This window comes from Phycicoccus sp. Soil802, from assembly GCF_001429605.1.
In the GTDB taxonomy this organism is placed as follows: domain Bacteria; phylum Actinomycetota; class Actinomycetes; order Actinomycetales; family Dermatophilaceae; genus Pedococcus.
Genome location: NZ_LMSS01000003.1, coordinates 434,755 through 447,306, shown reverse-complemented (window position 1 = coordinate 447,306; position 12,552 = coordinate 434,755). Strand labels below are relative to the sequence as shown.

General features: G+C 72.1%; 13 protein-coding genes. 9 read left to right on the top strand and 4 right to left on the bottom strand.

Translation table 11 applies throughout. From position 1 onward, the window contains the following. Positions 1–88: 88 nt before the first annotated feature. Entirely contained in the window at positions 89–595 is a 507-nt protein-coding gene (locus ASG91_RS08735) for a phosphate-starvation-inducible PsiE family protein (protein ID WP_056922228.1), read from the top strand. A 56-nt stretch (positions 596–651) separates the two neighbouring features. Here ASG91_RS08735 and pdxH read toward each other — a convergent pair whose 3' ends face one another. Next, positions 652–1,332, bottom strand: coding sequence for a pyridoxamine 5'-phosphate oxidase (gene pdxH / locus ASG91_RS08730; protein ID WP_056922227.1), 681 nt, complete (start codon positions 1,330–1,332; stop codon positions 652–654). A gap of 57 nt (positions 1,333–1,389) precedes the next feature. On the opposite strand from pdxH, the gene ASG91_RS08725 reads away from it, so the two are divergent. Together ASG91_RS08725 and ASG91_RS08720 are read left to right on the top strand one after the other, a co-directional pair. Then, positions 1,390–1,791 carry a hypothetical protein gene (locus ASG91_RS08725; protein ID WP_056922226.1) on the top strand — a complete coding sequence of 134 codons (402 nt, stop codon included), beginning with the start codon at positions 1,390–1,392 and terminating at the stop codon, positions 1,789–1,791. Further along, the gene (locus ASG91_RS08720; RefSeq protein WP_056922225.1) at positions 1,788–2,702 is read left to right on the top strand and encodes an oxygenase MpaB family protein; all 915 of its coding nucleotides are present in this window, start codon (positions 1,788–1,790) and stop codon (positions 2,700–2,702) included. The genes ASG91_RS08725 and ASG91_RS08720 overlap by 4 nt, the downstream gene beginning before the upstream one ends. 143 nt (positions 2,703–2,845) lie before the next feature. On the opposite strand, the gene ASG91_RS08715 is transcribed toward ASG91_RS08720, so the two are convergent. Beyond that, complete coding sequence (locus tag ASG91_RS08715; protein WP_056922224.1) at positions 2,846–3,547, bottom strand: hypothetical protein; 702 nt, start codon at positions 3,545–3,547, stop codon at positions 2,846–2,848. Positions 3,548–3,743: 196 nt separating this feature from the next. On the opposite strand from ASG91_RS08715, the gene ASG91_RS08710 reads away from it, so the two are divergent. Together ASG91_RS08710 and ASG91_RS08705 are read left to right on the top strand one after the other, a co-directional pair. Continuing rightward, positions 3,744–4,925 carry a sensor histidine kinase gene (locus tag ASG91_RS08710; RefSeq protein WP_056922223.1) on the top strand — a complete coding sequence of 394 codons (1,182 nt, stop codon included), beginning with the start codon at positions 3,744–3,746 and terminating at the stop codon, positions 4,923–4,925. Continuing rightward, complete coding sequence (locus ASG91_RS08705) at positions 4,922–5,587, top strand: response regulator transcription factor (RefSeq protein WP_082594052.1); 666 nt, start codon at positions 4,922–4,924, stop codon at positions 5,585–5,587. Before ASG91_RS08710 ends, ASG91_RS08705 begins: the two co-directional genes overlap by 4 nt. A 104-nt stretch (positions 5,588–5,691) precedes the next feature. Here ASG91_RS08705 and ASG91_RS08700 read toward each other — a convergent pair whose 3' ends face one another. Then, positions 5,692–6,966 carry an MFS transporter gene (locus ASG91_RS08700; RefSeq protein ID WP_056922222.1) on the bottom strand — a complete coding sequence of 425 codons (1,275 nt, stop codon included), beginning with the start codon at positions 6,964–6,966 and terminating at the stop codon, positions 5,692–5,694. 59 nt (positions 6,967–7,025) lie between these two features. On the opposite strand from ASG91_RS08700, the gene ASG91_RS08695 reads away from it, so the two are divergent. Beyond that, the gene (locus ASG91_RS08695) at positions 7,026–7,901 is read left to right on the top strand and encodes an NYN domain-containing protein (RefSeq protein ID WP_056922221.1); all 876 of its coding nucleotides are present in this window, start codon (positions 7,026–7,028) and stop codon (positions 7,899–7,901) included. Between the two features lie 33 nt (positions 7,902–7,934). Here ASG91_RS08695 and ASG91_RS08690 read toward each other — a convergent pair whose 3' ends face one another. Further along, complete coding sequence (locus tag ASG91_RS08690) at positions 7,935–8,534, bottom strand: pentapeptide repeat-containing protein (protein WP_056922220.1); 600 nt, start codon at positions 8,532–8,534, stop codon at positions 7,935–7,937. Between the two features lie 91 nt (positions 8,535–8,625). Here ASG91_RS08690 and ASG91_RS08685 point away from each other — a divergent pair, with 91 nt between their 5' ends. The 3 genes from ASG91_RS08685 (at position 8,626) to ASG91_RS21400 (ending at position 12,535) form a co-directional block, all read left to right on the top strand. Next, complete coding sequence (locus tag ASG91_RS08685) at positions 8,626–9,723, top strand: citrate synthase 2 (protein ID WP_056922219.1); 1,098 nt, start codon at positions 8,626–8,628, stop codon at positions 9,721–9,723. A gap of 192 nt (positions 9,724–9,915) precedes the next feature. Next, positions 9,916–11,037 carry a phosphoserine transaminase gene (gene serC, locus ASG91_RS08680; RefSeq protein ID WP_056922218.1) on the top strand — a complete coding sequence of 374 codons (1,122 nt, stop codon included), beginning with the start codon at positions 9,916–9,918 and terminating at the stop codon, positions 11,035–11,037. A gap of 244 nt (positions 11,038–11,281) precedes the next feature. After that, positions 11,282–12,535 (top strand): lytic murein transglycosylase, encoded by a 1,254-nt coding sequence (locus ASG91_RS21400; protein ID WP_056922217.1) that lies wholly within the window; start codon positions 11,282–11,284, stop codon positions 12,533–12,535. Positions 12,536–12,552: the final 17 nt, after the last annotated feature.

Sequence of the window (12,552 nt, the reverse complement as noted above, 5' to 3'; positions counted from 1 at the left end):
GGATACGGACGAGTAGAGATTTCCGGTTCGAGGTAATCCGCTACCGGAATCCGGCCGCCGAATACCTCGAACCCGGCAGGATGAGGCCATGACGGACTGGATCGAGGAGACCATCGAGCGGGTGGAGAACGTCGTCTACCTCGCGGTGGCGGTGATCCTGTTCGCCGTGGCGGCCGTCGTGATCGGCAAGACGGCCCTGACCTTCGGCGACCTCGGCAGCGGCACCGTGGTCGAGGTCGTGGCCGACATCCTCGACCTGCTCCTGCTCGTCTTCATCGTCGTCGAGCTGTTGTTCGCCGTGCGCACCACCCTGAACCGGCGCGAGCTGGTGGCCGAGCCGTTCCTCCTCGTGGGGATCATCGCCTCGATCAAGGAGATCGTCGTGCTCTCGGTCAAGGCCCCCGACCTGCTGGGCAAGCCCGAGTTCGCCGACACCCTCCGGCTGATGGGGCTGCTGTCCGGCACGATCATCCTGCTGGCCCTGGCGTCGTTCCTGTTGCGGCGCAAGGAGCGCGAGCCCAGCGAGGGCGCCAACTCCGGCCACGGCGCCGACGACGAGGTCCAGACCGAGTCCCACAACCCCGGTTCGATGTAAACGCGCCGGAGATCTCCGGCGCGTTTACATCGAACCGGCAGGGGGATCCCGGGTCTTCAGGGCTGGCGGCGGCTCAGGGCCCAGGCGTCAGCGTCGTCGAGCGAGCCGGGCGCGACCCGGCTGAAGACGAGCCGGTCGTGCAGCCGGTTGCGGCGGCCGCCCCAGAACTCGACCTCGTCGCAGACCACCCGGTACCCGCCCCAGAAGTCGGGGACGGGCACGTCGGTGGGGTCGCCGTGGTCGGGGAACTGCGCGGCATACCTCGCGTAGGCGTCCTCGAGGCCCTGGCGCCCCTCGATGGGCTGGGACTGGCGCGAAGCCCATGCCGAGATGCGTGAGGCCCAAGGGCGCGAGCCGAAGTAGCCGGTGACCTCGTCGCGCGACAGCAGCTCCGCGACGCCCCGGAAGCGGATCGCCCGGTACATCGCCGGCCAGGTCAGTGCCGCCGCGAGGCCCCCGGTCGCGGCGATCTCGAGGCCCTTGGTCGACTCGGTGCCGGTGACGAAACCCGGGCCGCGCTCGTCGAAGAAGCGCATCAGCACGGTGCGCACGTTGGGTCTGCCGGCAGCATCGACGGTCGCGACGGAGAGGGCGTAGGGCTCGGGCACGTCGTCGTGCACCTGCGAGCGGGCCACCGCGTCGTCGACCCAGAGCCGGGCCTGCTGCCACGGGGTGGGCGCGACCTCGGCCTCGGAGATGCCTTCGCCGCTGTAGTCGGTGCGCAGGACGTCGCTCATGGTCGAAGACTAGGCGTCCGAGATTAGGGTGAAGGTCGGACCAGTCAGGGAGGCAGCATGCCCAGCAAAGGCAAGGCAGTCGGCAACCTCGTGAAGTGGGGCGTCAAGTACGGCCCCCACGTCGTGGTGCTGGCGCAGCAGGCCAAGGAACCAGCGATGAAGGCCGCCCAGACCGCGCTCGACCGGCAGAAGGCCCGGCGGCGCGCGATCGAGCACGCAGCGACGGTGCGCGAGGGGACGGTGCTCAAGACCTTCGACCCGCGCGCCGACCACAGCGAACCCGTGTGGGTGGTCTTCGCCGGCGACGACCCGATCGCCGCGCACCCGACGTCCACGACGCCGATCGCCGAGCTGATCGCGAACAGCGACCTGTCCACCCGGGTGCGCCCCGCCGACCTCCCCACCCCCGCCGCGCGCCTGAAGGAGCTCCCACGACGCAGGCTTCGGCGCACGCAATGACCCTGCTGGCGCCCCTCGCACCGGTGGCCGACGGCGCCCGCCGCCAGCTCGCGTCGGCGCTCCGGTCGCGGGTCGCCGGCACCGACGCGCAGGTCAAGGCGGAGCGGATCTGGGGCGCTGAGGGACCGCGCTGGTTCACGCCGGACGACCCGATCTGGCGCGTGCACGCCGACGCGGCGATGTTCCCCGGCGGCATCCGGGCGCTCCTGCTCCAGTCACTGCACCCGCTGGCGATGGCCGGGGTCGCCGGCCACTCGGGCTACAAGGGTGACCCGTGGGGGCGGCTCCAGCGCACCAGCGAGTTCCTGGCCACCACGACGTTCGGCACCATCGAGCACGCGCAGGAGCAGATCGCGAAGGTCCGCTCGATCCACGACCGGGTGCGCGGCAAGGCGGCCGACGGCCGGCCCTACTCGGCCAGCGACCCGCACCTGCTGGCCTGGGTGCACGCGACCGAGGCCGACAGCTTCCTCACCGCCTACCAGCGCTACGCGGTCACGCCGCTGAGTGCGGCCGAGGCCGACCGCTACGTCGAGCAGGGTGGCATCGTCGCGAAGGCCCTGGGGGTGGTCGACCCACCCACCACCGTCGCCGCGCTGCGCGCGACCATCGAGGGCTACCGGCCCGAGCTGGCGTCGACCGCCGCGGCGCGCGAGGCAGCGCGCTTCCTGCTCGTCCACCCGCCGCTGCCGCTGGCTGCCAGGCCCGGGTATGCCGCGCTGGCCGCGGGCGCCGTGGCGATGCTCCCGCGGTGGGCGCGTCAGCCGCTGCGGCTGCCGTGGCTCCCCGTGACCGAGCGGCTGGTCGGCCGGCCGCTGGGCGGGGTGGCCACCTCGACCGTGCGGTGGGCCATGGCGGACGCGACGGACGAGCGGCGCCGGGCCGCCGAGCGCCGCGGCACCTCGGTCTAGGAACCGGCCATTTGCCCGACATTCCGTTGCCGCAGGGCGCACCAGCCCGGGGAAGTCGGGCCATTGGCCGAAAGCTGGCCACCACCACGCGGTATGCCGCGCGGCTGAGCCAGCCGCGCGGCATACCTCTGGGGTGGGTTGGCTCAGGCGAGCCGGCTCCGCTGCAGGAGGCGCAGCCCCACGAGCGCGAAGGGCGAGAACCCGACGAGCACGCAGGCCGCAGCCACCAGGGGGCTGGTCGCCCCGAAGACCATCAGGCCGGCGACCCCGCCGACGATGAGCGCCATGGTCCACCAGCCGAGGACGCCGGCACGGGCGAGGCCGGCCAGCAGCAGCAACGGGCCGAGCAGGCTGAGCGGCTCCGTGCCGTCCCAGAAGGGCAGCAGCGACCCGGTCTTGAAGCCGCGGAACACCTCGACCGCCTGGTCGGAGCTGAGGTGGGTGCCGGCGGAGGCGTTCCACCAGTCGCTGAGCACCATCCCGGAGACGTTCGCGAAGCCGATCGCCGTGGCGAGCGCCCCCGCGACGGCCAGTCGCAGCCCTCGGGCTCCGCGCACCAGGCTCGGGCCGGCGAGGATGCCGAGCGCGATGACGAGGTTGCCGTAGTGCAGGAACAGCGCCGAGATCTGCGTCATCGTCGTGTCGCGGGTGAGTGAGGCGATGTAGTCGGCGTCGGCCATGCTCGCCTGCTCGGGAGAGGTGACCATGCCGCCGGCCCAGAGCAGGGGTCCGGCGACGAGGGCGATCCCGCCGGCGAAGGCCATGGCCCGGCTGGGCACCCGGCGCGGCGAGGCGACCTCGGTCTGGTTGGTGGTGGGCGTGGTCCGTGTCGTCGTGCTGGTCACGGTCGGGTCCTTTCGTGAGGTGGCCGGTCGGCCGTCGCCGTCTCTCGGCGTTGCCCCAACAGTCCCGGCCCGGCACCTCACCGCAGATCCGTCGAGGGACACCGACCTCTCCTCCCCCGCGAGGCGGAGTCGGCCGGGCCGCCGCTCCTCCTCAAGTGGGATACGCGTGCTCGGCAAGCGCCCTAATGTTTTCGCCATGTCTCGAGCCATCGCCCTGCGCGACCACCGTGTGGTGCCAGCCGTCGCGGCCGTGGCGCTCGGCCTGCTCGGTCTGGTGGAGGCGTGGTCCGACCCCGAGTTCCGACCGCACTTCGGGGTCCTCGCCGTCGCGTCCGCGGTGATCGCCGCCGGCTTCGCGGTGGCCGTGCGGTGGCCGGTCGCCGGTGCCGCCGTGGTCGCCTGCTTCTACCCGGTCTCCGCCTTGCTGGGTGCACCCGGACCGGGCGGCGCCGGCCTGATCGCCGCTCTCGTGGCGACGGCGTATGCCGGGTTCGCGGCGTCCCGGCGGACGTCGCGCCTCGCGGTGGTCGCCTCGGTGGGCGTCTTCATCGTCACCGCGGGCCTCTACAGCGGGCTCAGCTGGGACACCGTCTTCTTCCCGGCGGTGTTCGTGCCGGCCTGGTGGGTCGGCACGCTGGTCCGGCGGGAGCGCGAGCGCAGCCGCCAGGTCATCGCGCTCGCCACCGAGCTCGACGCTCGCCGCGAGGCCAGCGCCCGTGCGGCGGTGGTCGAGGAGCGGGCCCGCATCGCGCGGGAGGTGCACGACTCGGTGGCGCACTCGGTCAGCGTCATGACGTTGCAGCTCGGCGGGCTGCGTCGGCAGCTCGACGCCGTGCTGGTCGACCACCCAGCCGAGCGCGACGTGATGCTGGGGCTCGAACGCCTGGGTCGTCAGTCGGTCGAGGAGCTCCGGGCCACGGTGGGACTCCTGCGCGAGCGCGGCGACGCCGTCGACGGCGCGCCTCCCCCGTCGCTGGCCCGGCTCGAGGACCTCGTGGCGGACGTGCGGGCCACCGGGCTGCCCGTGTCGCTCGAGGTGCGTGGAACGCTGGCGGGTTTGCCCAAGGCACTGGACACCGCGGCATACCGGATCGTGCAGGAGGCGATGAGCAACGTGCTCCGACACGCCCCCGGAGCCCAGGTGTTCGTGCGAGTCGTCAACGAGGACAACGTGGTTCGCCTCACGGTCACCGACGACGGACCCGGCTCCGGGCATCCTGACGACCCGGACACCGACCCAGCCACCCTGGGGGGCCACGGCCTCGTCGGCATGCGGGAACGGGTCGACATGCTCGGGGGAAGCCTGACGGTCGGGCCGGTCGTGGGCGGCGGTTTCGAGGTCGACGTGCGGCTGCCGATCCGGAGGGAGTGGGCGTGAGCATCCGGGTGCTCCTGGTGGACGACGAGGCCATGGTGCGTGTCGGGCTGCGCATGGTCCTGAGCGCCGAGCCCGACATCGAGGTCGTCGGCGAGGTCGGCGACGGCGAGGACGCGGAGGCCGCCACGCTCGAGCTCACCCCTGACGTCGTGCTGATGGACGTGCGCATGCCGAGGGTCGACGGGATCGAGGCGGCGCGACGGGTCATGGCCGCCAGGCCGCTGACGCGGGTCGTCATCCTGACGACGTTCGGGGAGGACGAGTATGTCGAGGGGGCGTTGCGTTCGGGCGTCAGCGGTTTCCTACTCAAGGTGTCGCCGCCCGAGCAGCTGGTGGCAGCCGTGCGGACGGTCGCCTCGGGCGGTGGGCTGCTCGACCCGTCGGTGACGCTCCGGGTGATCGAGCGGTTCGCCGGCGCGCCGACCCCGCGGACGGTCCGGTCCTCGGCGCTGGATGCCCTCACCGAACGCGAGCGTGACGTCCTGACGCTCATCGCCCGCGGGCTGTCCAACGCCGAGATCGCCGCCGACCTCTACCTCGGCGAGGCCACGATCAAGACGCACGTCTCGAACGTCCTGATGAAGCTCGGGCTGCGCGACCGGGTGCAGGCGGTCGTGGCGGCCTACGAGCTCGGGCTGGTCGCGCCGGGGAGCCCCAGCTAGAAACCGGCCAATTGCCCGGAAGTCTGGTGCCGACGAGCGTCCCGGGCCTGGAATCCCGGGCAATTGGCCGAAATCTTCGGGCAGCAGCGCGGGAGTGACGCCGGCTAGGGCGTGGGGTGGCGGGAGTCGTAGCGCACGAAGCCCGGTTGGAGCCGGGCCAGGACGACGATCGCGAGGACGCAGGCGAAGCCACCGACCACGGCGGTGCGTGCCTCCCCGATGCCGTTGGCGAGGAAGCCACCGGCCATCTCGCCGAGCCTCGGCCCACCCGCCACGACCACGATGAACACCCCCTGCAGCCGCCCGCGCAGGTGGTCGGGGGTGGCCGCCTGCAGGATCGTCGTGCGGAAGACCGCACTGACCGAGTCGGACGCGCCCGCGACGGCCATCGCCACGAGCCCCAGCCACAGGGCCGCGCCCCGCGACAGCACGCCACCCGCGGCCAGCATCGCTCCCCCGAACCCCGCGATCGCGAACCCCCAGCCCACGATCGACACCAGGATCGCCAGGCCCTGCCGCCGCACGTGACCGAGCTGGCCGGAGAAGAACATCGCGACGATCCCGCCGACCGCCGCGGCGGCCGAGAGCGCGCCGACCGTCTTGGCGCCACCACCGAAGATCAAAGCACCCGCCGCAGGGAAGAGCACTCGCGGCTGGGCCAGCAGCATGGCGCAGATGTCGGCGACGAAGGTCATCCGCACGTTGGGTCGGGTCGTCAGGAAGGCGAACCCGTCGAGCACCGACCGCAGCCCCGGCCGGGTCGGGGCGGCGCCCTCCTCGGGTTCTGGCGGGAGGGACGGCAGCCTGGCCAGGCCCCAGAGTGCGGCGGTCGTGATCAGCGCGTCGGCGGTGTAGGCCGCCTTGAAGCCACCCCAGTCGACCAGCACGCCGGCAAGCAGCGGCCCGACGGTCATCGACGCGCTCATCGCGAACACCGACAGCGCGTTCGCCGCGGGCAGCAGGTCGCGCTCGAGGATGCGCGGGTAGATCGACGACCGGGCCGCCGACGAGACCGCGAAGGCGCCGTTCCACAACCCCACCAACGCGTAGAGCACCCAGACATGGGTGTTGCCGAGCCAGGCCTGCAGGGCGCACAGGAGGCTGGACCCGAAGCCGACGGCCTGCCCGATGAGCCCGACCTTGCGCCGGTCGAAGTGGTCGACCAGCGTGCCGCCGTAGAGACCCATGAACACCAGCGGCACGAGGGCGCACAGCCCGACGAGCCCGACGGCCGCCGTGGAGCGGGTGATCGCGTAGACCTGCAACCCGATCGCGACCACGGCCATCTGCGAGCCGACGTTCGAGAGGGTGAACCCGGCATACAGCCGCCGGTACGGCGCGTTGTCCCGCAAGGGAGTCAGGTCGAGGAGCAACGGCACGAAGCGACTGTATGCCGCGTGGCCACGGCCGCGACGCCGGGTGCCGTAGCGTCGGGGCCATGGACCCCCGCGCCCGGATCGCCCTGCTCATCGACGCCGACAACTCCTCGGCCGCGAAGCTCGACCTGATCCTCAACGAGCTCAGCGCCTACGGCGAGACCAGCATCCGTCGCGCCTACGGCAACTGGACCAAGGCTGGGTTGCGGCCGTGGGCGGAGGTGCTGCACTCGCGGGCGATCCGGCCCGTGCAGCAGTACGACTACAGCCGCGGCAAGAACGCCAGCGACATGGCGATGGTCGTCGACGCGATGGCGTTGCTCTACAACGACCACCCCGACGCCTTCGGGATCGTCTCGTCCGACGCCGACTTCACGCCGCTGGTGATGCACCTGCGCGAGAAGGGTGCTGCCGTCTACGGGTTCGGCGAGCGCAAGACGCCCGAGCCGTTCCGGTCGGCCTGCACCAAGTTCCTCTTCCTCGACCAGCTGGCCGACCCGGACGAGGCGCGGCTGGACGAGGCGCCCCCGCAGGTCGAGGCCACCGCCCCGGCAGCCGAGGCGCCGGCTGCCGCGTCCGGTTCCTCCGGCGCGCAGGGCAGGGCCACGAAGGCCACCAAGAAGAGCGCGACCAAGGCTGCTGCGAAAGCCGCCCCCAAGGTGGAGGCCACCCCGGCCCGCCGGACCACGGCCGATCTCCGCCAGGACGGTGGCCTGGTGCGGCTGCTGCGCAACGCCGTGTCCCGGGCCGCCGACGACGACGGCTGGGCCAGCGTCGGCGCGGTCGGCAACAGCATCTCGAACCAGTCGTCCTTCGACTCCCGCAACCACGGCTACGCCTCGTTGAGCAAGCTGCTCAAGGCGACCGAGCTCTTCGAGGTCCGCACCGAGGGCAACACCATGTCGGTCCGCGACAAGCGCCAGGCCCGCAAGGCCTAGGCGCGACCCGGGAGCCAGGCGCGACCCGGGAGCTCAGTCGGCGACCTTCAGGCCGAGCTCGTCAGCCAGGGCAGGGCCGAGGTCGATCAGCTGGAGCGCCGACACCGTGGCACCGCGCAGGCCGGCCACCCCACGCGGACCGGCGAGGTCTGCGCCGGTCAGGTCGACGTCCTTGAAGGTGCCCTTGGTGAAGTCGGGCGACACCAGCCGGCACCCCTCGAACGACACCCGCGTCAGCTTCGCCTCGCCGAAGTCGGCCTCCACCAGCTGGCAGTCGACGAACTCGACGTCGAGGAGCGTCGCACCCCGCAGGTTGAGGAACTCCACCTTGCACCCCTCGAACCGCACCCGCGCCAGCTCCGACCCGTAGAGCGCCACCGCGCCCAGCCGAGCCCCCTGCACGAGGCAGTCGGCCCACGTCGACTCGGCGAGGTCGAGGCCCGCTCCGTGCACGGCATACAGGCTGGTCTCGGAGAACCGCGCCCGTGGGGCGCGCAGCTCGCTCAGGTCACACCGCTGGAAGGTGCACTCGAGGAACCGCGCACCGCCCGCCGAGGCGCCGCTGAGGTCGTCGGTGAAGACCTCTCCGTCGTAGTCCGTCTCGGCCTTGAGCATCGGCCCATAGTGGCTCATCGGGCAGACAGTGCAGAATGAACCCGCCAGTAGGAATGCGGGCGCCCCACCGGGTTGCCCCCACCGACACCAGAATGCCGAGAGGACACCGATGTCCGACAGCGACTTCAAGCCGGGCCTCGAGGGCGTCATCGCCTTCGAGTCAGAGATCGCCGAACCCGACAAGGAAGGCGGTTCACTGCGCTACCGCGGCGTGGACCTCAAGGACCTCGTCGGCAAGGTCAGCTTCGGGCAGGTCTGGGGGCTGTTGGTCGACAACGAGTTCGACCCCGGCCTCCCGCCGGCCGAGCCGTTCCCGCTGCCCGTGCACACCGGCGACATCCGGGTCGACGCCCAGTCGGCGATCGCCCAGCTCGCGCCGCTGTGGGGGTTCAAGCCGCTGCTCGACATCTCCCCCGAACAGGCCCGGGACGACCTGGCTCGCGCGTCGGTGATGATCCTGTCGTTCATCGCGCAGTCCGCGCACGGCCAGCACAGCCCGATGGTGCCGCAGGCCCGCGTCGACGAGGGCCGCACGATCGTCGAGCGCTTCATGATCCGCTGGCGCGGCGAGCCCGACCCCAAGCACGTCGAGGCGATCGACTCCTACTTCACCTCCGCGGCCGAGCACGGCATGAACGCGTCGACCTTCACCGCCAGGGTGATCGCCTCGACCGGCGCCGACGTGGCTGCCTGCCTCTCTGGCGCGATCGGCGCGCTGTCCGGCCCGCTCCACGGCGGTGCCCCCTCCCGCGCGCAGCACATGATCGAGGGTGTCGAGCGCAGCGGCGACGCCCGGGCCTACGTCAAGGACGTCCTCGACCGCGGCGAGCGCCTGATGGGCTTCGGCCACCGCGTCTACCGCGCCTACGACCCGCGCGCCGCCGTCCTGCGCGACACCTGCAAGCGGCTCGGCGCCCCGCGCTACGACGTGGCCCTCGAGCTCGAGCAGGCTGCGCTCACCGAGCTGCGCGAGCGCCAGCCCGACCGCGTGCTGGAGACCAACGTCGACTACTGGGCGGCCGTGCTGCTCGACTTCGCCGACGTCCCCGGCGACATGATGACGCCGCTGTTCGTGTCGGCGCGCACCGCCGGCTGGTCCGCGCACATCCTCGAGCAGAAGAAGACCGGCCGCCTGATCCGCCCCTCCGCGCGCTACATCGGCGAGGGCCCGCGCGGGCTCGACGCCGTCAAGGGCTACCAGGGCTGAGCCCCAAGCAAGCGGTATGCCGCGTGGCTGGCTCAGCGACGCGGCATACCTCCCGCCCCCAGCCCGGTTCGAGGTATTTCGCTACCGGGATCTGGTCGGCGAATACCTCGAACCGAGGGCGCCCACCCCGCAGCCGTTCCGGGTGGTGGACCTCACGTCCCACGCCTCGGGACGGGGTGAGAGACTGACCGCGTGACCGAGACTGCGACGCCCACGATCCCCGCCGACCTGCTGCCCAAGGACGGCCGGTTCGGCTCCGGGCCGTCCAAGGTACGACCCGAGCAGGTCGACTACCTCGCCAGCCTGGGGACCACGCTCCTCGGCACCTCGCACCGCCAGGCACCGGTGAAGAACCTCGTCGGCGCGGTCCGGGAGGGCCTGTCCGACCTGTTCAGCCTGCCTGAGGGATACGAGATCATCCTCGGCAACGGCGGCTCGACGGCCTTCTGGGACATCGCCGCCTTCGGGCTGGTGCGCGAGCGCGCCCAGCACCTGGCCTTCGGCGAGTTCTCCTCGAAGTTCGCCTCGGTGACGCAGAACGCGCCCTTCCTCGGCGACTCGACCGTCATCAAGGCCGACCCGGGCACGCTGGCCGCGCCGCGGGCCGAGGCCGGGGTCGACGTCTACGCGTGGCCGCACAACGAGACCTCGACCGGCGTGATGGCGCCGGTCAAGCGGGTCGACGGGGCCGACGACGGAGCGCTCGTGCTCGTCGACGCCACCTCCGGCGCCGGTGGGCTGCCGGTCGACGTCGCCGAGTCCGACGTCTACTACTTCGGCCCGCAGAAGTGCTTCGCCGCCGACGGTGGCCTGTGGCTCGCGGCCTTCTCCCCCGCCGCGCTGGCCCGGGTGGACGAGATCGCCGCGTCGGGTCGCTGGGTGCCCGACTTCTTCAGCCTGCCGACGGCCGTGACCAACAGCCGCCTCAACCAGACCTACAACACGCCGGCCCTCGGCACCCTCGCGCTGCTGCGCAGCCAGGTGGACTGGATCAACGAGCAGGGCGGGCTCGACTGGGCCGTCAAGCGCACCGCCGACTCCAGCGGACGCCTCTACGACTGGGCCGAGCGCACGGCATACACGACGCCGTACGTCGCGAACCCGGCCGCGCGCTCGCAGGTGGTGGCCACGATCGACTTCGCCGACGACGTCGACGCGAGCGCCATCGCGAAGACGCTGCGGGCGCACGGCGTGGTGGACGTCGAGCCCTACCGCAAGCTGGGGCGCAACCAGCTCCGGGTGGCGACCTTCCCCGCCGTGGATCCCGAGGACGTGTCGGCCCTGATTGCCTGCATCGAGCACGTGGTGGGCTGACCCTCCACCGCACCCCGCACCCCGCGCCCCGCACCCCGCCCCGCACCCCGCACTGCACCCCGCACTGCACAACGGCAGTTGCTGCCGCACGCGCCCACCTGCAGATGCCCGGTTTGCCATGCAACTCCCGTTTTGTGAGCCGATTCCAGCCCAGCAGGCCAGTGACCGCGCGTAACCTCGGGCCGAGCGAGTCGTTGACCCACGTACAACCCTGGGACTGACAGCGACGTCGAGGAGCCGGACGATGACACGCACGATGCGACTGCCGTGGCGGACCGCTGCCGGAGCCGTGCCCGCGATCGTGCTCGTCGCGAGCGGGATCGCCCTCGCCGCGACCGGTGGTCACCCGGCGACCGACATCGTCGCCGACTCGACACCCCTGGTGACCGTGCCCGACACCGCGCTCAACCGGCTCGACGCGCCCGTGCTGCCGTCGCTGCCCGAGCTCCCGGCTCCGGACGAGGCCGACCCCACACCGCTCTACCAGCCGGCCGGGCTGCCCTCCTCGATGAGCGCCAACGGCATTCCTGCCGCTGCGCTCGACGCCTACCGCCGGGCAGCCACGATCGTGGATGCCGCTGACGCGGAGTGCCGCATCGACTGGGCGCTGATCGCCGCCATCGGCAAGGTCGAGTCCAACCACGGGCGCTACGGCGGGAACGGCATCGACCGGGACGGCACGGTCCGTCCCGGCATCTACGGCATACCGCTCAACGGCAGCAACAACACCGCGACCATCCGCGACACCGACGGTGGCGCGTACGACCGCGACGTCTCGTGGGACCGCGCCGTCGGGCCGATGCAGTTCATCCCCGGCACCTGGCGCGTGGTCGGCGTGGACGCGAACGGTGACGGTCGCAAGGACCCCCAGAACATCGCCGACGCCGCGACGGCCACCGCCGTCTACCTGTGCTCCGGCCCCGGCGACCTCAGCACCGACTCCGGCGCCCGCTCGGCCGTGCTGCGCTACAACCACAGTGACGCCTACGCCGACCAGGTGCTGGCGATCGCGGCCGGCTACCGCGGTGGCTACACCGTCGTGCCCGGCTCGGACCTCAGCGAGTCGCAGCGCAACGGCTCCCCCTACCTCCCGTCGGGCGAGCCCCGGCCGATGGCGAGCTACGACCCGGTGAAGGCCTCCCAGCCCGCTGCGGGGTCGTCCTCGAAGCCCGGCAAGGGTGGCTCGGCCACGAAGCCCGGCACCGGCGGGACCAGTGGCGGCACGGGCGGTTCGACCAGCCCGACGCCCTCGCCCTCGGCGACCAGCGGCGGCAGCGTGACCGACGTGGTCAGCGGCATCGTCGGTGGTGTGGTCGGCGGCGGCACCGGGAGCACCCCCACGCCGACCCCGACCCCCACGCCGAGCAGCCCGACGCCCAGCCCGACCACGTCACCGCTGCCGTTGACGGTGCTGCCGGTCGGTGGGAAGTGCCCCGCCGGCTACGACCCCGGTCTCAACGCCCTGGGCATCGTCATCATCTGCAACCTGCACCACTGACCTCACCGGCACTTCTG